This is a genomic window from Brucella anthropi ATCC 49188, assembly GCF_000017405.1.
Classification (GTDB): domain Bacteria; phylum Pseudomonadota; class Alphaproteobacteria; order Rhizobiales; family Rhizobiaceae; genus Brucella; species Brucella anthropi.
The window spans coordinates 964,668-982,950 of record NC_009667.1 but is presented as its reverse complement, the minus strand read 5'-3'; the positions used below and the strand labels follow the sequence as shown (position 1 = coordinate 982,950).

The following is an 18,283-nucleotide window of genomic DNA, read 5'->3' as shown; positions in this document are numbered from 1 at the left end:
ACGGTTCGTCAAGAAACTGAAACCGCAACAGGGTGTCGCAGTAACAATCTTGCGAGATATGGGCGGAATTATGCAATATGTTACGCAGCCCGTCGCATTTGGCAAATAAAAAAGGCGACCCGAGGCCGCCTTTTTCAAACAGATTGCTGTGAAGCTTATTCAGCAGCAGCCTTGGCGGCTTCGGCCTTGGCGGCGGCAGCCTTGTCGGCTTCGCGCTCGGCCTTGGTACGGTTGTCTTTCTTTTCAGCAATACGGGCAGCCTTACCGGTAAGGCCACGCAGGTAGTAAAGCTTCGCGCGACGAACCTTGCCGCGGCGAACGAGTTCAACGCCTTCGACGATCGGCGAGTAAACCGGGAATACGCGCTCTACGCCTTCGCCGTACGAAATCTTGCGAACGGTGAAGTTTTCGTTGAGGCCAGCGCCGGAACGGGCAATGCAGACGCCTTCATAGGCCTGCACGCGGGTACGCGTACCTTCGGTAACGCGAACCTGAACGCGAACCGTGTCGCCCGGCTGGAAATCTGGAAGCTTGCGCTTTTCTTCGATCTTTGCTGCCTGTTCGGCTTCAAGCTGACGAATGATATCGGTCATCGTCTCTCTCCTTCTTGAATTCTTCTCAAACAGTCAGAGCGCTCTGCACTTGCCGCCAAGCAATCCTTGGCCCTGCGGCTATGCCCTCAATTTCAGGCAGGAGCGGTACACCATTTATTGGTTTAGGACGTTTCGGGCTTTGCCCGAACGAGATATTACAATGTCGGTACTAGCCCGAACTCGCGCGGCAATACACCATTGCCGCCAATGAATCAATATCAGGACAAGAAAATCGCCTCAGATACGGCCCAGATGCGTGTCCTTGAAACCGGTTCCATATTTGAGACCGAAGCCAAGCGCGCGGTCGACGCCGATATGCACGGCCCAGATCAGTGCCATAGCGATGCAGATCTGCCAGTTCATCGCCCAGCCCAGAACTGCGAGAAGCACAACGCCGATCCAGCTATGGGCGATATTATAGACCACGGCGCCGGTGCGCGGCCCCTTCATATAGCCGAAGAAAGACAGATCGGGCGCCAGAATGAGCAGGGCGAAAAGCCACCAGCTTGCACCGCTGACCCAATAGGCTCCCAGCGCCAGCAGCGCGAGGGAAAGACTTTCGAGCCGCTGGATCAGATTCATTTGCGTTTGCCCTCGCTATAGGCTTCCCAAAGATCGGGACGCCGTTCCTTCGTGATCCGTTCGGCCTGCTCATGCCGCCATTTATCGATTGCGCCATGATTGCCGGAGGTCAGGATTTCGGGGATGGGCCTATCTTCCCAAACCTGCGGACGGGTATAATGCGGATGTTCGAGCAGCCCGGTCTCAAAACTTTCGGTCTCTCCGGATTCGCGATTGCCCATCACACCCGGCAAAAGCCGCACGATTGCATCAAGCAAAACGATTGCCGCGGTTTCTCCACCCGACAGGATGTAATCGCCGATCGATACTTCCTCGAGATTGCGCGCCTCGATGACGCGCTCGTCCACACCCTCGAAGCGGCCACAAAGAATGATCGCGCCCGGTCCGTCGGCCAGTTCGCGCACGCGCTTCTGCGTCAGCGGCTTTCCGCGCGGGCTCATCAGCAGCGTCGGACGGCGACCGTCGGCAACCGAATCCAGCGCGCGGGCGATCACATCCGGCTTCATCACCATGCCAGCGCCACCACCGGATGGCGTGTCATCGACCATACGGTGCTTGCCTTCCGCAAAATCGCGAATCTGCACCGCATCGAGCTGCCATTTGGTCTCGCTGAGTGCCTTACCTGCAAGCGAAGTGCCAAGGGGACCGGGAAACATTTCCGGATAAAGCGTCAGCACCGATGCATGAAAGAAGCCGGGCTCATCATCGACCCTTGAAACGTCGGTCATGACTTCTTCGGCTTTTTCTTTTCGTTCTGCGGGCGTTCATCCTCATCGTCGGCGATCAGTCCAGCGGCATAGGGCTCGACCAGCAAAGTGCCCTTATCCAGATCGATTTCCGGTACGGCTGCCTCCGTGAAAGGAATAAGCATCGGGCGCTTGCCCTTTTCGCTGAGCTCGATGAGGTCGCCGCCACCGAAATCGAACAGGGCGCTCACCACGCCATAGGTCTTGCCTTCGGCATCCACCGCCAGCAAGCCGATCAGGTCGGTCTGGAAGAACTCGTCTTCGTCCAGTTCGTCGTCCGGCAGCTGCGAACGATCAATGAAAAGTTCGGTCCCGTTCAGCGCTTCGGCGGCATTACGGTCATTGATGCCCTTGAAGCGCACGACCACGACCGTCTTTGCTGGACGAGCTTCCAGAACCTCGTAACTCTTGCCCTGTTCGTCATAGAGCAGGCCGTATTCGGCAATTGCCAGCGGATCGCCGGTGAAGGTCTTTACTCTCACTTCGCCACGCGTGCCATGGGCGGCACCAATGACGGCAAGCTGGATCGGGTTTTCTGGACGCGGCATTGCCAACCTTGTTTCTGCTGCTCGAATAGAACTATTTTTCGTTCAATAACCCTTTCGTCAGCGCAATTCACCTCAATTCGTAAGAATAGTGCTTTTCGTCCCGCGAACAACCAGCCGGTAACCTATCGCTGGCAAACTGTCCGTCCACCCAGAATGAACGACCGGCTTGATTATGACAACGAACAGCGAATTTCTGATCCCTGCCCGCGCCGACCTCGCAGCGGCGCGTGAAGAATGGTTGAAGACGCTGAAGGATGCGCGCCGCCTGTCGGAAAACACACTCGAAGCCTATGAGCGCGACACACGTCAGTTCCTCAATTTTCTGACTGGGCATCTGGGCGAACCGCCATCGCTGAAAGATGTTGGCAATCTACGGATCGCCGACCTGCGCTCGTTTCTGGCCAGCCGTCGCAATGAAGGCGTCGGTGCCCGCACGCTGGGCCGCGGGCTTGCTGGCGTGCGCTCGCTTTTACGCCATCTGGAAAAACGCGGCCTGGCCAATGCGGCAGGCGCAAGCGCCATGCGCGCGCCACGCCAGCCGAAATCATTGCCGAAACCATTGACCGCCGAAGACGCCCGGCGCGTGGTTGCAGCCGATGGGCAAATGGCGGAGGAACCATGGATTGCCGCGCGCAACGCAGCCGTCCTGACCTTGCTCTACGGTTGCGGCCTGCGCATTTCGGAAGCGCTCGGCCTGATGGGTGATGCGCTGTCCGACAGCACTGCCCGTTCGATCACCATTACGGGCAAGGGCAACAAAGCGCGTCTCGTCCCGCTTCTGCCCATCGTGCATCGCGCCGTTGCACAATATCGAACGCTTTGTCCGTTCGACCTTTCCGCCGACAAACCGCTTTTTCGAGGCGCCAAGGGTGGTGTGCTGCATGCTGCGATCATCCAGCGCGAAATGCAGAAACTGCGTGCTGGTCTCGGCCTGCCCGACAGCGCGACGCCGCATGCGCTGCGCCATTCCTTCGCCACCCACCTTCTGGGGCGAGGCGGTGATCTCAGGACCATCCAGGAGCTGCTTGGCCACGCAAGCCTCTCGACCACACAGGTCTATACCGGCGTGGATACCGAGCGACTGCTGGAAGTCTATGACAAGGCGCATCCGCGCGCTTGAGAAGTCGCTGGCATCGGCAGAAACCGCCCCTATATTACTCTCATGAAAAAGCTGCTTCTCGTTCTTCTCTATGCCTGTCTGGCAGGCACTGTCTCGGCTCGCGCCGACGATGCACCTGCTGCTTGCGCCGTGCACGGCATCAATCTCATTGACGGGTTGGAGGCAAAAGACCCGGCAAGTTGGCAGGAAATACAGCGCGAAGCCGATGCTGTACCCAATCGCAAAGGGCTTCTTTGGAAAATCGATAAAGACGGCGTCGAACCGTCCTATCTTTTCGGCACGATCCATCTTTCCGATCCGCGTGTTTTGACATTGCCGAAAGCCGCCGACGAGGCCTATCGGTCAGCAAGCACTGTCGTCATCGAAACGACGGATATTCTGGACCCGAAGGCTTTCCTGCGCCTCAAGCTCGAACAGCCCGACCTGCTGCTCTTCACTGATGGCAGCACCTTGAAGTCGCATATTCCGCCCGAGCGGCGGGAGGAGATCGAACAGAAGCTTGCAGAACGCGGTATCGTTCTCGACGCGGTTGCAAAAATGAAGCCGTGGGTGCTGACCAGCCTGCTCACACTTCCAAAATGCGAGAGGGAGCGCAAAAACGATGGCGAGAAATCGCTTGATGAAAGGCTGACTCTCGACGCACAGGCCGAGGGCCGCAATGTTTTGGGCCTGGAAAGTGCAGCAGAACAACTGGTCGCGATGAACCGGATGCCGCTCGACTTCCATCTCCGCAATCTGGTGGCTACCGTCGACTATGGCGACAAGGTCGAGGATGCCATGGAGACCACGACCGCGCTCTACCTCAAGGGCGAGATTGGCATGATCATGCCGTCGCTCCGAAAGATCGTTCCCGACAGTCTTTCCGAAGCAGACTATGAACTATTTCTAAAATATCTCATTTCCGACCGTAATCAGGTCATGACGGATCGTGCCGTTCCGATCATCGACAAGGGAAATGCCTTTATTGCCGTCGGCGCCCTGCATCTGCCGGGCAAGGACGGAATAATTGAACTGTTACGCGCAAAAGGCTATCGGGTGAGCCCACTATAAAACCTCTAAGCTAGAATATTGCTAGTCGGCTTTCAGATCGGTGATGCTGTTTTCAATGGCCGTTATATTGAGCTCGAGTTCGGCAATCTGTCTCAGTATCGATTTTCCCGGAAGCGCCTCTTCCCGTGCCGCTTCGTCGAGAAGCTTGAACTGTTCATCGCGCAGAAGCGAAGAGAGCTTTTCGAAGCGCTCAATGGTTTTCAGGTTCTCTTTCGACGGCATTATGTCATTCCTCAAATTTCGGCGTGGTTTACGATCGCTCTCAAGACCCGACCTCATCAATGATTTACAGTGATAAAGCCAAGATGGCCAGTTGATCGACCATAGTCCCTATTACCGGATCGCTTCCGTGATTGAATATACATATCAATGTGCAGTTTCGCTTGGGTTAATAGAATCCTCGCCGAATTGCATTGTATAGCTAGTAATTCATAGCTCTTCTTATATTAGATTTCTTGGAACTAAGCGCTCTTTCTCGCATTGATATACACCGGGTTTGTTATCGCAACGCATGTCAACACACATTTGAGGCGGTCGGAGCACAGATTGGCTCATGTATGACCGCAAATGCCCGGCCAACCGTCATTTCCCAAACGTCGCTTCGATGACGAAAGGGACGATTGGAGGAGCCCGTTATGGTTGATCCCCTTGATCCACGAAATAGCGACCCACGCACAACTTCCGATCCGCGCCTGTCAGACCCTTCCGGAATGCCGCCACCTCCGCCCCCGCGCGGCGGAAGTGGCTATCTGCTTGGTACGGTGCTTCTGGCAGCGATCATTATCCTCGCTTACTTCTTCTACCGGAATGGCAGTGGAACGGATACTGCGGCTCCACCTCCCCCGCCGCCGACGACACAGAGTGAGCCTGCCACACCGGCTCCAGCCCCACCGACACAAAATTAAGCATTAACGAAAAAGGCCCGCATCAGCGGGCCTTTTTATAATCATATGGTTGCAGCCAATTACATATGGATCGGCTTGGCAAAGGTCGCCAATGCGGATTCGCGCACAGCTTCCGACATGGTCGGGTGGGCATGGCAGGTGCGTGCCAGATCTTCCGACGAGCCGCCGAACTCCATCAGAACAGCCAGTTCGTGGATCATTTCACCGGCATTATAGCCGAGGATATGAGCGCCCAGAACGCGGTCCGTTGCCTTGTCGGCGAGGATTTTCACGAAGCCGTCGGTGTGCTGCATGGCGCGTGCACGACCATTGGCCGTGAACGGGAACTTGCCAACCTTGTAGTCGATACCGGCGGCCTTCAGTTCTTCTTCGGTCTTGCCGACCGAGGCAACTTCCGGCTGCGTGTAGACGACGCTCGGAATGACATCGAAATTCACGTGACCAGCCTGACCGGCAATGATTTCGGCAACTGCAATGCCTTCGTCTTCGGCCTTGTGCGCCAGCATCGGACCCTGCACCACGTCGCCGATGGCATAGATGCCTTCGACATTGGTGCGCCAATGGTCGTCGATTGCAACACGGCCGCGATCATCGACATTCACGCCCGCTTCCTGAAGGCCAAGACCATCCGTGTAAGGACGACGGCCGGTCGCGATCAGAACTGCATCAGCTTCAAGCGTTTCAGCCGCACCACCCTTCACCGGTTCGAAGGTCACCTTCGCGCCCCCGGAATTGGCCTTGCCGGCTTTCTCGACGCCTGTAACCTTGGCGCCAAGCTTGAAGGCAATGCCCTGCTTTTCGAGCAGGCGCTGGAACTGCTTCGACACTTCGCCATCCATGGGCCCGAGCACTTTGTCGAGATACTCGACGACCGTGACCTTCGCACCAAGACGCGCCCAGACGGAACCAAGCTCCAGACCGATCACGCCGCCGCCGACAACGATCAGGCTGCCCGGAACCTTGTCGAAGGAAAGCGCGCCAGTCGAGGAAACGATGACCTTCTCGTCAATATCGACCTTGACGCCCGGAATGCCCGCAACATCGGAACCGGTGGCAATGATGATGTTCTTTGCTTCGATTTCCTCGACCTTGCCGTCTTCAGCGGTCACGGAAACCTTGCCCTTGCCAACGATCTTGCCAGTGCCGATGAAGGCCGTGATCTTGTTCTTCTTGAACAGGAATTCAACGCCCGTGACATTGGCCTTTACGGTCGTGTCCTTGTGCGCCAGCATCTTTCCCAGATTGAGCTTCGGCGTCACTTCCACGCCGAGCGTGTCGAAGGAGTGACCGGCTTCAGCGAAAACTTCCGACGCATGCAGAAGCGCCTTGGAGGGAATGCAGCCGATATTCAGGCAGGTGCCACCGAAGGTCTTGCGCTTCTCCACAACAGCAACGGAAAGACCAAGCTGTGCAGCCTTGATCGCGGCGACATAACCGCCAGGGCCCGTACCGATGACAACCACATCGTATGACATTGAACTATCCTTCTTCAGTCTGTCCTGAACGTTTTTCGAACGCCCCGTTCATCCGGGCCCGTTCTCTCATTCGAAATTATTCACATGCAACCGGTGCCTACAGGGTGCCGGTTATTCCTCGTCTGGTGAACATCCCTGAAAGCGGAATGCTTCCCACTGAAGCGGCTTTTCAGGTTTCGCCGCTCCAAAATCATAACCATCAAGCGCCGTCACCAGATCAGGCAGCAGAATTGCCTGCGCCGCCGGTTCTTCCGCCTTGGGCAGGACATCGGCTTCCGCGCCTTCCTTCAGCGCATAGATGACACTCTGCCAGATACTGCAATCGTCGAGATCTTCCGGATTGGAACCATCGCCCTTGCAGTTGAAGGTCAGCAAGGCATAGGGACGCGCCACGCCTTCTTCCGGCCAGATCACCATGCCGCTCAGCTTGAACTCGGGCTTGTCATTGGCCGTAATGGTGAACTCGTTCGTCGGCGCCGGTGACATTTTCAGGTCGTTCGGCTGCTCCGGGCGGAAGGTCAGCGTATAAGCATCGTCGCGATCGCGATAAATCGCCCGATTCTGGGTGCAGGCCGCCTGAACCGCAGTTGAGAACACGGTGAGCGCAAGCACCGAAACGGCGGCGGTCCTGAAAAGCTTGTTTGCAGCGTGCATCTGTCGGTTCTCCCTGAATGTTCCGGTTGAGTGTTTCCGGCAGCGAATCGAGGTTCAGTAAAACTGAACCTGTTGCTTCTTACATAGCCTTTTCGGTGGCAAGTTTAAGTCCCAGCGCAATGAAGACAACACCGCTGGCCCGATCAATCCATTTCGAGGCGCGCGAGAAGGCCGCCCGCATCTTCGGCGTCGTCATGAAAAGGCTGACGCCGACAAACCAGGAGATGAGCGCAGTCGCCATTACGACACCGTAACCGAGCTTCACCTCAGTTGGCGTATGGGCATGAACGACCGTCGAGAAAATCGACAGAAAGAAGAACACGGCCTTCGGGTTCAGCGCATTGGCGGCAAAGCCGAGGCCGAATGCCTTGGCAAAGCTCTGCTGCTTGCGCGGTTCCTTCGGCGTTGCGTCCACGTCGATCTTTGTGGTTCCAGCCCGCAGCGCCTTGATGCCGATATAGACCAGATAGGCCACACCGCACCATTTGACGATATTGAACAGATAGATCGACTTGGAAATGATGAGCCCGAGGCCCAAAACCGTGTAAGTCACATGCATCATTAGGGCGGCGCCGATGCCGAAGCTCGTGATGATCGCCTCGCGGCGGCCATGCAGCAGCGATTGCCGGATGACCATGGCGAGATCGGCGCCGGGGGAAACAATGGCAAAGACGAAAATCGCCATCAGGGATGCAAGTTCGAACAGATAGGGATGCATCGTGTTTCCTTCATTGCGCGTGTTTCACGCGCAGGCTGTCATCACAGAACCAAAGCCAGAAGCATGATACCGAGCCCCACCAGACTAATGAGCCAGACGAAGGAACGGAAATAGGGAATGCCCGCAAGATAAAGCGGGATATAGACGATGCGGCCGAAAAACCAGAGCCACGCGCCGACAATCCCCCATCCGGACGGATCGCCTTTCAGCACGAGCGCCAGCGCCAGACCGATGAAAGCCGGATAGGTCTCACGGAAATTGGCAGAGGCCCGCTCCGCGCGCCCGGCAAATTTACCGGAGGGTTTCAAACCCTCGTCGCGCGGACCGGCATTCCATCGAGAGCCGAGTTCCTTCGTCGCCGCAAAGCCCTGCAGGAGGATATGAACCACCAGCAGGACAACGCTCAAGCCGACCAACGGCAGAAACGGAGATGCGGAGAAGACGCCCGGCTCCATCGTTCGTCCTTAGAGATCGAGAACCAGACGTTCCGGATCTTCCAGGCTTTCCTTGACGCGCACGAGGAAGGTCACGGCTTCCTTGCCGTCCACGATGCGGTGATCGTAGGACAGGGCAAGATACATCATCGGACGGATCACGATCTGACCGCCGACGACAACCGGACGTTCCTGGATCTTGTGCATGCCAAGGATACCCGACTGCGGAGCGTTCAGGATCGGCGAGGACATCAGCGAACCGTACACGCCGCCATTGGTGATGGTGAACGTGCCGCCCTGCATGTCAGCGACCGAAAGCGTACCGTCGCGTGCTGCCTTGGCAAGACGTCCCAGTTCCTTTTCAACGCCTGCAATCGAAAGCTGGTCGGCGTCACGGATGACCGGAACCACAAGGCCCTTGTCCGTGCCGACGGCCATGCCGACATGGGCGAAGTTCTTGTAAATGATGTCCGTGCCGTCGATCTCGGCGTTAACAGCCGGGATTTCCTTCAGCGCATGGGTCACGGCCTTGGTGAAGAAGCCCATGAAGCCGAGCTTCACGCCATGCTTCTTCTCGAAGACGTCCTTGTACTTGGTGCGCAGTTCCATGACCGCAGACATGTCGACTTCGTTATAGGTCGTCAGCATGGCGGCGGTGTTCTGGGCATCCTTCAGACGCTTGGCGATGGTCTGGCGCAGACGGGTCATCTTCACGCGTTCTTCGCGCGATGCGTCGTCAGCCGACGATGCCGGACGGGCAGCGGCCGGTGCGGCCGGAGCCGGAGCAGCGGAAACACCCTTGGCGATAGCGTCGAGCACGTCGCCCTTCAGCACCTGACCGCGCTTGCCGGAACCGTCCACCTGATCGGCGGAGAGGTTATTTTCAGCAAGCAGCTTGGAGGCAGCCGGGGCAGGCTGCATAGCCGGGCCCGACGAAGCCGAAGCGACAGGTGCCGCTGCCGGTGCGGCAGCAGGCTTGGCTTCTTCCTTCTTCGCAGCAGGAGCCGCAGCGACGGCAGCGCCATCGGTGGAAATCTGGCCGAGAAGCGCATTGACCTCGACAGTGTCGCCTTCCTTGGCCGTGATTTCAGCCAATACGCCAGCAGCAGCAGCCGGAACTTCCACTGTCACCTTGTCGGTTTCCAGTTCCACCAGCGGTTCATCGATGGCGATGGCGTCGCCGACCTTCTTGAACCATTTTCCGATGGTTGCCTCAGTAACGGACTCCCCAAGCGTGGGAACGCGAATTTCGGTGGCCATGGTTTCTTCTTCCGTTGATCTTCAAACTTTAGATTTTGTGTTCAATTCAGGTTGGAGCAGTTCCGAAAAACTGCTCCAGAACTCTAACCCGGATCAGTTACCGAGCGCATCCTCAAGGAAAGCGGCGAGCTGCGCAAGATGCTTCGACATCAGACCCGTTGCAGGCGATGCTGCCGCCGGACGGCCTGCATAGCGCACGCGCTGATGCTTGGCGTCGATATGAGCCAGCACCCATTCCAGATACGGGTCGATGAACGACCATGCGCCCATGTTCTTCGGCTCTTCCTGACACCAGACCATTTCCGCATGGCGGAAGCGTGACAGCTCATTGATGAGTGCCTTGGCCGGAAACGGATAAAGCTGTTCGACACGCAGCAGGTAGACGTCATCGATGCCACGCTTTTCACGCTCTTCGTAAAGGTCGTAATAGACCTTGCCCGAGCAGAGAACGACGCGACGGATCTTTGCATCCTTCTGGAGCTTGATGCCTTCGTCCTTGTTGTACTGCGCATCGTCCCACAGCAGACGGTGGAACGAGGATTCGCCCGACAGTTCGTTGAGGGTCGAAACTGCACGCTTGTGACGCAGCAGCGACTTCGGCGTCATCATGATGAGCGGCTTGCGGAAGTCGCGCTTCATCTGGCGGCGCAGAATATGGAAGTAGTTAGCCGGCGTCGTAACGTTGGCCACCTGCATGTTGTCTTCCGCACACATCTGCAACCAGCGTTCCAGACGAGCCGAGGAGTGTTCCGGACCCTGACCTTCATAGCCGTGCGGCAGAAGGCAGACGAGACCGGACATGCGCAGCCACTTGCGTTCGCCCGACGAGATGAACTGGTCGAACACGACCTGTGCACCATTGGCGAAATCGCCGAACTGGGCTTCCCACAGAACCAGAGCGCGCGGGTCGGACAGCGAATAGCCGTATTCGTAGCCCAGCACTGCTTCTTCCGAGAGCATCGAGTTGATGGCCTCGTAGATCGCCTGACCCTTCTGGATATTGTTGAGCGGGATGTAACGGTTCTGGGTTTCCTGATCGTAGAGAACCGTGTGACGCTGCGAGAAGGTGCCGCGTTCGACGTCCTGACCGGACAGGCGGATCGGGCTGCCTTCAGCAACCAGCGAGCCGAATGCCAGCGATTCAGCCGTCGCCCAATCGATCCCTTCGCCCGTTTCCATCATCTTGGCACGGTTGTCGAGGAAGCGCTGGATCGTGCGATGGACGTGGAAGTCCTTCGGTACTTCAACCAGCTTCTTGCCGATTTCCTTGAGCGTCTTCATCGGTACGGCGGTCTTGCCGCGACGCTGTTCGTCGGCATTGTCGGCGGTGCGCAGGCCAGCCCAAGCGCCGTCCAGCCAGTCGGCCTTGTTTGGCTTGTAGCTCTGTCCGGCGTCGAATTCGGTTTCCAGATTTTCGCGCCACTGCGCTTTCATCTGGTCGATTTCTTCCTGCTTGATCAGGCCTTCAGCAATCAGCTTGTCGCTGTAGAGCTGAACCGTGGTCTTGTGTGCACGGATCGCCTTGTACATCAACGGCTGGGTGAAGGACGGCTCGTCGCCTTCGTTGTGACCGAAGCGGCGATAGCAGAACATGTCGATGACCACCGGCTTGTGGAAGGTCATGCGGAATTCGGTCGCAACCTTGGCAGCGAACACCACGGCTTCCGGATCGTCGCCATTGACGTGGAAGATCGGCGCTTCGATCATCTTCGCAACATCCGACGGATAAGGCGACGAACGCGAGAAGGCCGGATTGGTGGTGAAACCGATCTGGTTGTTGATGATGAAATGCAGCGTACCGGCGACGCGGTGCCCCTTCAGGCCCGAAAGGCCAAGGCACTCGGCCACAACACCCTGACCGGCAAAGGCAGCATCGCCATGCAGGAGCAGCGGCAAAACCTTGGCGCGCGTTGCAAGCGGAACCATGTCGTCACGGGTGCGACCAGCCAGCAGGTCCTGCTTGGCACGGGCCTTGCCCATCACGACGGGGTTGACGATTTCGAGGTGCGACGGGTTGGCGGTCAGCGACAGGTGGACCTTGTTGCCGTCGAATTCACGGTCCGACGAAGCGCCCAGATGGTACTTCACGTCGCCCGAGCCTTCCACGTCGTCCGGCGCATAGGAGCCGCCCTTGAATTCGTGGAAGATAGCGCGATGCGGCTTGCCCATGACCTGGCTAAGCACGTTCAGACGGCCACGATGGGCCATGCCGAAGATGATTTCCTTGACACCCATGGCGCCGCCGCGCTTGACGATCTGCTCAAGGGCCGGGATCAGCGATTCACCACCATCGAGGCCGAAACGCTTGGTGCCCTTGTATTTGACGTCGATGAACTGCTCGAAGCCTTCCGCTTCGATCAGCTTCGACAGGATGGCCTTCTTGCCTTCCGGCGTGAAAGCAACCTTTTTATCCGGACCTTCGATGCGTTCCTGAATCCAGGCTTTTTCAGCCGGATCGGAGATATGCATGAATTCGACGCCGATCGTGCCACAGTAGGTACGCTTCAGAATGTCGAGCATTTCCGGCACGGTCGCATATTCGAGGCCGAGCACGTTGTCGATAAAGATCTTGCGGTTGTAGTCGGCAGGCGTGAAACCGTAGTTTTCCGGCTCCAGCTCATTATAGTCGTTCGGCTTTTCGGAGAGACCGAGCGGATCGAGATTGGCGTGCAGATGGCCACGCATGCGGTAGGCGCGGATCATCATGATGGCGCGAACGCTGTCGCGTGCAGCCTGCGTGATCTCTTCGCTGGTAAGAGCCGCGCCGGTAGCACCCTTCGCTTCGCCCTTTGCAGCCTTACCTTTCAGCTTGTCGGTGACGTGCTTTTCAACTTCAGCCCAGTTGCCATCGAGCGCGGAAATCAGTTCGCCATTGGCTGCAATCGGCCAGTTCTTCCTGGTCCAGGACGCGCCTTCAGCGTTTTTCTTCACATCGTCGGCATTGTCGCCCAGCTTCGCGAAGAAATCGCGCCACTGCGGATCGACCGAATTCGGATCGTCCTCATACTTGGCGTACAGCTCCTCAATATAGTCGGCATTGCCGCCATAGAGGAATGAGGTAAGGGCGAAAACGTCGTTGGCTTGTTCTTGCCTTGCCATAGCCTATCCGGAGCAGCGCTCCGTCTCCTTGTCAGTGGCTCATCTTGCGCGGGCCGGAAGTTCGAAACTTCATCCCTCACGCCGCCGGGGAGGAACCGCTACAGACCCCGGCATGACTAAACTCTACGCGTCGGAACGGATATCCGTCCCTCTAATCCGGATCACATGACCCGTTGTATGCTAAACCCGGCAGCGGCTTTCGCCGCCGCCGGGATATTCAGACCGATACGCGATCTCAGCCCTTGAGGACTTCGACCAGCGTCTTGCCGAGCTGCGCCGGCGACGGCGACACGCGAATGCCGGCCGATTCCATGGCAGCAATCTTGTCTTCCGCGCCGCCCTTGCCGCCGGAGATCACGGCGCCAGCATGGCCCATGGTGCGTCCGGCAGGAGCCGTACGGCCAGCGATGAAGCCGACCATCGGCTTCTTGCGACCGCGCTTGGCTTCGTCCTTGAGGAACTGAGCCGCATCTTCTTCAGCCGAACCGCCGATTTCACCGATCATGACGATCGACTTGGTTTCGTCGTCGGCCAGGAACATTTCCAGCACGTCGATGAACTCGGTGCCCTTGACCGGATCGCCGCCGATACCGACAGCGGTGGTCTGGCCGAGGCCTTCGTTCGAGGTCTGGAACACTGCTTCATAGGTAAGCGTGCCGGAGCGGGAAACAACACCCACCGAACCCTTCTTGAAGATATTGCCCGGCATGATGCCGATCTTGCATTCTTCAGGGGTCAGGATGCCCGGGCAGTTCGGTCCGAGCAGTCGCGACTTCGAGCGTTCCAGACGCTCCTTGACGCGAACCATGTCCATGACCGGAATGCCTTCGGTGATGCAGACGATGAACGGGATTTCAGCTTCGATGGCTTCGATGATGGCATCGGCAGCACCTGCTGGCGGAACGTAGATCACCGATGCGTCTGCACCTGTGCGTTCCTTGGCTTCGGCAACGGTTGCGAAGATCGGAAGCTTTTCGCCCTTCTGGCCTTCCCAGGTTTCGCCACCCTTCTTCGGATGGATACCGCCGACCATCTGCGTGCCGTAGTAGGCAAGCGCCTGTTCGGTGTGGAAGGTGCCGGTCTTGCCGGTCAGGCCCTGTACGAGAACCTTGGTGTCCTTGTTGACGAGAATGGACATGCCTTAATTCCCCTTCACTGCAGCGACGATCTTCTGCGCCGCATCGTCGAGATCGTCGGCCGAAATGACGTTCAGGCCGCTCTCGTTGATGATCTTCTTGCCGAGTTCGACATTGGTGCCTTCGAGACGGACAACCAGAGGAACCTTGAGGCCGACTTCCTTGACCGCGGCGATCACGCCTTCGGCAATGACGTCGCACTTCATGATGCCACCGAAGATGTTGACCAGAATGCCCTGGACAGCCGGATCAGCGGTGATGATCTTGAACGCAGCCGTCACCTTCTCCTTGGAAGCGCCGCCACCAACGTCGAGGAAGTTGGCAGGTTCTGCACCGTAGAGCTTGATGATGTCCATCGTCGCCATGGCAAGGCCTGCGCCGTTGACCATGCAGCCGATATTGCCGTCGAGAGCGACGTAAGCGAGATCGTACTTGGAAGCTTCGATCTCTTTTTCGTCTTCTTCCGACAGATCGCGCAGTTCCTGAATGTCAGGATGACGGAACAGCGCATTGCCGTCGAACGATACCTTGGCGTCGAGAACGCGCACGCGGCCATCGGTCATGACGATCAGCGGGTTGATCTCGAGAAGGCTCATGTCCTTTTCGGTGAACGCCTTGTAGAGGATCGGGAACAGCTTGACGCCGTCTTCACGAGCCTGACCTTCAAGCTTCAGCGCGTCGGCGAGCTTGCTGGCGTCTTCGTCCGTTACGCCCTTGGCCGGATCGATGGCGACAGTCACGATCTTTTCAGGGGTTTCTTCGGCAACGGCTTCGATGTCCATGCCGCCTTCGGTCGAAACGACAAAAGCCGGACGACCAACGGTGCGGTCGATCAGGATCGAGAGATAAAGCTCGCGATCGATGTCGGCGCCGTCTTCGATGTAAAGACGGTTGACCTGCTTGCCGGCAGGGCCGGTCTGCTTGGTGACAAGCGTGTTGCCGAGCATTTCCTTCGCATTGGCAACCACTTCCTCAACCGACTTGGCGAGGCGCACGCCGCCCTTTGCATCGGCTGGCAGTTCCTTGAACTTGCCCTTGCCGCGTCCACCAGCATGGATCTGGCTCTTGACGACATAAAGCGGTCCGGGAAGCGTCTTTGCCCATTCTTCCGCCTGTTCGACGGAATAGACAGCCACACCATTGGCGATCGGTGCGCCGTAGGTGTGAAGCAGGCGCTTGGCCTGGTATTCGTGAATATTCATCTGGTTGTCCTCTACGGATTCCCGACCGATTCAGCGAGCCGGTACGGCCCGAATCTTCGACCGATAATTGACAGCCGGAAAAGGCCGGAGCCGCACAAATGCGACAACCCGGCCTTGTCTGGAATTTTACTTCAGCGACGGAGCGATGCCGATGCAGGCTTCGCAAAGACCGGCGACCGAAGCCACCGACTTGTCGAATTCAGCCTTTTCGTTCTTGTCGAGATCAATTTCAATGATGCGCTCGACGCCATTGGCACCGATCACGGTCGGCACGCCGACATACATGTCCTTGACGCCGTACTGGCCCGTAAGCTGGGCAGCAACCGGCAGGACGCGCTTCTTGTCCTTGAGGTAGGATTCAGCCATCTGGATGGCCGATGCAGCCGGAGCGTAGAAAGCCGAGCCGGTCTTGAGCAGGCCGACGATTTCCGCGCCGCCGTCACGGGTGCGCTGGATGATCTTGTCGAGCTTGTCCTGGCTGGTCCAGCCCATCTTGACGAGATCAGGGAGCGGGATACCGGCAACGGTCGAGTAACGGGCCAGCGGAACCATGCTGTCGCCGTGGCCGCCCAGCACGAATGCCGTGACGTCTTCAACCGAAACGTTGAACTCTTCCGAGAGGAAATAACGGAAGCGGGCGCTGTCGAGAACGCCAGCCATGCCGACAACCTTGTGCGCCGGAAGACCGGAGAACTTCTGCAGCGCCCAGACCATGGCGTCCAGCGGGTTGGTGATGCAGATGACGAAAGCTTCAGGGGCGTATTTCTTGATACCTGCGCCAACCTGTTCCATCACCTTGAGGTTGATGCCCAGAAGGTCGTCGCGGCTCATGCCCGGCTTGCGCGGCACGCCTGCGGTCACGATGACAACGTCTGCGCCTTCAATTGCTGCGTAGTCGTTGGCGCCGGTGTATTTCGCATCAAAACCGTCAACCGGAGAAGATTCGGCGATATCCAGTCCCTTACCCTGCGGGATGCCTTCCGCAATGTCGAAAAGGACGACGTCGCCGAGTTCCTTCAGACCAGCCAGATGGGCGAGCGTGCCGCCGATCATGCCGGAGCCGATGAGGGCAATCTTGTTGCGTGCCATGATTGTTTCTTTCCTCACTTTTGATCCAGAGACGCATCAAGCCATCCGGAATCCTCGCCGGAAACGCTCAAGCGTTGGAACTGCGAGATAGGACTCTTTGGCGATAAACTCAACTCATTATTTTGCGACTAATGTTTTCAATCGGTTAGAATTAATGGTTCTTACGTAAACGTAAGATAATTTGTCAATATCAAGGCAAAACCACCCTCTCCTACCGCCGCGAACCATCCCCGGCGAAGCGGTGAAGGAGCGACTGGCAAGCTGCCAATTCCAACAACGTTGTGCACCTGTTCAAAACCGGCCCCGATTTAAAACTGATGCCGTATCAGAAGTCCGGCACGAACGCGCCACCGCCTTCCGCATGAATTGCGTGAGCAACATAGCCCACCGGGCTTATAAGTCCAGTCTGTGGCAGTCTGATGATGGGGCAGTCTGATGATGATAGCGGGAAGGGTCGACTTCAACCGGCCTTGCCGGGTGGCTCCGCCAGATAGTCCGCGCTCTGCATCTCGAAAAGACGGGAAGCGGTACGATCGAACTCGAAGGCCTCCGTGCCCTTGCTGGCGAGATAAAGCTTTTCCGGTTGGGCTTCAGCCGAAATGAACACCCGCGCGTGGTGATCGTAGAGTACGTCGACCAGCAGAATGAAGCGCTTGGCCTCGTTGCGGCGTGAATAGTCCAACACCGGAACATCATCGATGAACAAGGTCGGATAGTGCTTCACGATGGCGATATAGTCCGAGGCACCAAGCGGCTTCGAACAGAGCGCATCGAAAGTGAAGCGCGCCGCACCATGCACGGCACGGGCGACCTCGATGTCGCGCCCCTTGATGCGGATGACATCCGGCTTTTCATGCGCACCGTCCTTTTGCGCCACCCAGGCCGCCTCCATGCGCTTGGTCGTCTCAGAACCCAGCGGTGACAGATAGACCGGCTGGCGGTCGAGCTTTTCGAGGCGGTAATCGGTGCGCGAATCGAGATTGATCACATCGACATGCTGCTTGAGAATATCGATGAAGGGCAGGAAAAGCTGCCGGTTCAGTCCGTCGCGATAAAGATTGTCCGGCGCAACGTTGGACGTCGCCACCAACACCACTCCACGCGCGAACAAGGCACTGAACAGGCGCGACAGGATCATCGCATCGGCAATATCCGTCACGGTGAACTCGTCGAAACACAGCACCCACGCCTGTTGGCTCAAGGCATCGGCGACCGGCGGGATCGGATCGTCCTGCTTGGTCTCGCCACGCTTCAACGCCTGACGATGCGCATAGATGCGCTCGTGCACATCGGCCATAAAATCATTGAAATGCGCGCGACGTTTACGCTCGACGGGCAAAAGCGAAAAGAACATGTCCATCAGCATGGTCTTGCCACGCCCGACCTCGCCGTGCACGTAAAGCCCCTTGATGACGCTCGTTGCCTCCTTGCGCTTGCCGAACAGCCAGCCGAGCGCGCTCGACTTGCGTGACAGGCGTTTGGTGCAGATTTCCTCGATCAGCCGGTCATAACGGACGGTGAGTTCGAGTTGAGCAGGATCGGCTTCCACATCACCCGCCACGACCATCGCATCGTAATGTTCGCGGACGGAGGGGAAGGCTTTCAGATTACCGTCGAAAGACATGATTGCTTCCGTTCAACCTTTCAATTGCAAAAACGGCGGACCATCTCG

General features: G+C 57.7%; 18 protein-coding genes. 3 read left to right on the top strand and 15 right to left on the bottom strand.

The window, feature by feature from the left end; genetic code table 11:
* Positions 1-155 precede the first annotated feature (155 nt).
* The 4 genes from rplS to rimM form a co-directional block, all read right to left on the bottom strand.
* A complete protein-coding gene (rplS, locus tag OANT_RS04890; protein ID WP_006467977.1) occupies positions 156-593 on the bottom strand; it encodes a 50S ribosomal protein L19 in 438 nt (145 codons plus the stop codon).
* A gap of 237 nt (positions 594-830) precedes the next feature.
* Positions 831-1,175 (bottom strand): DUF4260 domain-containing protein, encoded by a 345-nt coding sequence (locus OANT_RS04885; protein ID WP_012091140.1) that lies wholly within the window; start codon positions 1,173-1,175, stop codon positions 831-833.
* On the bottom strand, positions 1,172-1,903 hold the full coding sequence (gene trmD / locus OANT_RS04880) for a tRNA (guanosine(37)-N1)-methyltransferase TrmD (RefSeq protein ID WP_012091139.1): 732 nt from the start codon (positions 1,901-1,903) through the stop codon (positions 1,172-1,174). Before trmD ends, OANT_RS04885 begins: the two co-directional genes overlap by 4 nt.
* Entirely contained in the window at positions 1,900-2,469 is a 570-nt protein-coding gene (gene rimM, locus OANT_RS04875; protein WP_010657582.1) for a ribosome maturation factor RimM, read from the bottom strand. The genes trmD and rimM overlap by 4 nt, the downstream gene beginning before the upstream one ends.
* A 172-nt stretch (positions 2,470-2,641) precedes the next feature.
* Between rimM and OANT_RS04870 the strand changes: the two genes are divergently transcribed.
* Positions 2,642-3,589, top strand: a complete 948-nt coding sequence (locus tag OANT_RS04870) for a tyrosine recombinase XerC (protein WP_012091138.1) — start codon at positions 2,642-2,644, stop codon at positions 3,587-3,589.
* 42 nt (positions 3,590-3,631) lie between these two features.
* Entirely contained in the window at positions 3,632-4,639 is a 1,008-nt protein-coding gene (locus OANT_RS04865; protein ID WP_012091137.1) for a TraB/GumN family protein, read from the top strand.
* Between the two features lie 21 nt (positions 4,640-4,660).
* Here OANT_RS04865 and OANT_RS04860 read toward each other — a convergent pair whose 3' ends face one another.
* Positions 4,661-4,861, bottom strand: a complete 201-nt coding sequence (locus OANT_RS04860; RefSeq protein WP_010657585.1) for a hypothetical protein — start codon at positions 4,859-4,861, stop codon at positions 4,661-4,663.
* Positions 4,862-5,274: 413 nt separating this feature from the next.
* Here OANT_RS04860 and OANT_RS25375 point away from each other — a divergent pair, with 413 nt between their 5' ends.
* Complete coding sequence (locus tag OANT_RS25375) at positions 5,275-5,544, top strand: hypothetical protein (RefSeq protein WP_012091135.1); 270 nt, start codon at positions 5,275-5,277, stop codon at positions 5,542-5,544.
* Positions 5,545-5,603: 59 nt separating this feature from the next.
* Here the strand turns inward: OANT_RS25375 and lpdA are convergent, their stop codons facing one another.
* The 10 genes from lpdA to zapE all read right to left on the bottom strand — a co-directional run bounded on the left by lpdA (position 5,604) and on the right by zapE (position 18,235).
* Positions 5,604-7,019: a dihydrolipoyl dehydrogenase gene (gene lpdA, locus OANT_RS04855; RefSeq protein ID WP_012091134.1), complete on the bottom strand. Its 1,416-nt coding sequence runs from the start codon at positions 7,017-7,019 to the stop codon at positions 5,604-5,606.
* Positions 7,020-7,130: 111 nt separating this feature from the next.
* The gene (locus OANT_RS04850) at positions 7,131-7,673 is read right to left on the bottom strand and encodes a hypothetical protein (RefSeq protein ID WP_012091133.1); all 543 of its coding nucleotides are present in this window, start codon (positions 7,671-7,673) and stop codon (positions 7,131-7,133) included.
* A 79-nt stretch (positions 7,674-7,752) separates the two neighbouring features.
* Positions 7,753-8,391 carry a LysE family translocator gene (locus tag OANT_RS04845; protein WP_012091132.1) on the bottom strand — a complete coding sequence of 213 codons (639 nt, stop codon included), beginning with the start codon at positions 8,389-8,391 and terminating at the stop codon, positions 7,753-7,755.
* Between the two features lie 41 nt (positions 8,392-8,432).
* Entirely contained in the window at positions 8,433-8,846 is a 414-nt protein-coding gene (locus OANT_RS04840; RefSeq protein ID WP_012091131.1) for an MAPEG family protein, read from the bottom strand.
* A gap of 9 nt (positions 8,847-8,855) precedes the next feature.
* Positions 8,856-10,085, bottom strand: coding sequence for a 2-oxoglutarate dehydrogenase complex dihydrolipoyllysine-residue succinyltransferase (gene odhB / locus OANT_RS04835; RefSeq protein ID WP_012091130.1), 1,230 nt, complete (start codon positions 10,083-10,085; stop codon positions 8,856-8,858).
* 93 nt (positions 10,086-10,178) lie between these two features.
* A complete protein-coding gene (locus tag OANT_RS04830; RefSeq protein WP_010657592.1) occupies positions 10,179-13,184 on the bottom strand; it encodes a 2-oxoglutarate dehydrogenase E1 component in 3,006 nt (1,001 codons plus the stop codon).
* 235 nt (positions 13,185-13,419) lie between these two features.
* Complete coding sequence (sucD, locus tag OANT_RS04825; RefSeq protein ID WP_010657593.1) at positions 13,420-14,322, bottom strand: succinate--CoA ligase subunit alpha; 903 nt, start codon at positions 14,320-14,322, stop codon at positions 13,420-13,422.
* A gap of 3 nt (positions 14,323-14,325) precedes the next feature.
* A complete protein-coding gene (gene sucC / locus OANT_RS04820) occupies positions 14,326-15,522 on the bottom strand; it encodes an ADP-forming succinate--CoA ligase subunit beta (protein ID WP_010657594.1) in 1,197 nt (398 codons plus the stop codon).
* A 126-nt stretch (positions 15,523-15,648) separates the two neighbouring features.
* Positions 15,649-16,611 (bottom strand): malate dehydrogenase, encoded by a 963-nt coding sequence (gene mdh / locus OANT_RS04815; RefSeq protein ID WP_010657595.1) that lies wholly within the window; start codon positions 16,609-16,611, stop codon positions 15,649-15,651.
* Between the two features lie 460 nt (positions 16,612-17,071).
* Positions 17,072-18,235 carry a cell division protein ZapE gene (gene zapE, locus OANT_RS04810; RefSeq protein ID WP_012091129.1) on the bottom strand — a complete coding sequence of 388 codons (1,164 nt, stop codon included), beginning with the start codon at positions 18,233-18,235 and terminating at the stop codon, positions 17,072-17,074.
* Positions 18,236-18,283: the final 48 nt, after the last annotated feature.

Coding starts and splice junctions, on each gene's coding strand:
- rimM (WP_010657582.1), bottom strand. CDS start 2,469: ATGCCGCGTCCAGAAAACCCGATCCAGCTTGCCGTCATTGGTGCCGCC.
- OANT_RS04830 (WP_010657592.1), bottom strand. CDS start 13,184: ATGGCAAGGCAAGAACAAGCCAACGACGTTTTCGCCCTTACCTCATTC.
- rplS (WP_006467977.1), bottom strand. CDS start 593: ATGACCGATATCATTCGTCAGCTTGAAGCCGAACAGGCAGCAAAGATC.
- OANT_RS25375 (WP_012091135.1), top strand. CDS start 5,275: ATGGTTGATCCCCTTGATCCACGAAATAGCGACCCACGCACAACTTCC.
- odhB (WP_012091130.1), bottom strand. CDS start 10,085: ATGGCCACCGAAATTCGCGTTCCCACGCTTGGGGAGTCCGTTACTGAG.
- OANT_RS04865 (WP_012091137.1), top strand. CDS start 3,632: ATGAAAAAGCTGCTTCTCGTTCTTCTCTATGCCTGTCTGGCAGGCACT.
- lpdA (WP_012091134.1), bottom strand. CDS start 7,019: ATGTCATACGATGTGGTTGTCATCGGTACGGGCCCTGGCGGTTATGTC.
- sucD (WP_010657593.1), bottom strand. CDS start 14,322: ATGTCCATTCTCGTCAACAAGGACACCAAGGTTCTCGTACAGGGCCTG.
- mdh (WP_010657595.1), bottom strand. CDS start 16,611: ATGGCACGCAACAAGATTGCCCTCATCGGCTCCGGCATGATCGGCGGC.
- sucC (WP_010657594.1), bottom strand. CDS start 15,522: ATGAATATTCACGAATACCAGGCCAAGCGCCTGCTTCACACCTACGGC.
- OANT_RS04885 (WP_012091140.1), bottom strand. CDS start 1,175: ATGAATCTGATCCAGCGGCTCGAAAGTCTTTCCCTCGCGCTGCTGGCG.
- OANT_RS04860 (WP_010657585.1), bottom strand. CDS start 4,861: ATGCCGTCGAAAGAGAACCTGAAAACCATTGAGCGCTTCGAAAAGCTC.
- OANT_RS04845 (WP_012091132.1), bottom strand. CDS start 8,391: ATGCATCCCTATCTGTTCGAACTTGCATCCCTGATGGCGATTTTCGTC.
- OANT_RS04840 (WP_012091131.1), bottom strand. CDS start 8,846: ATGGAGCCGGGCGTCTTCTCCGCATCTCCGTTTCTGCCGTTGGTCGGC.
- OANT_RS04870 (WP_012091138.1), top strand. CDS start 2,642: ATGACAACGAACAGCGAATTTCTGATCCCTGCCCGCGCCGACCTCGCA.
- zapE (WP_012091129.1), bottom strand. CDS start 18,235: ATGTCTTTCGACGGTAATCTGAAAGCCTTCCCCTCCGTCCGCGAACAT.
- OANT_RS04850 (WP_012091133.1), bottom strand. CDS start 7,673: ATGCACGCTGCAAACAAGCTTTTCAGGACCGCCGCCGTTTCGGTGCTT.
- trmD (WP_012091139.1), bottom strand. CDS start 1,903: ATGACCGACGTTTCAAGGGTCGATGATGAGCCCGGCTTCTTTCATGCA.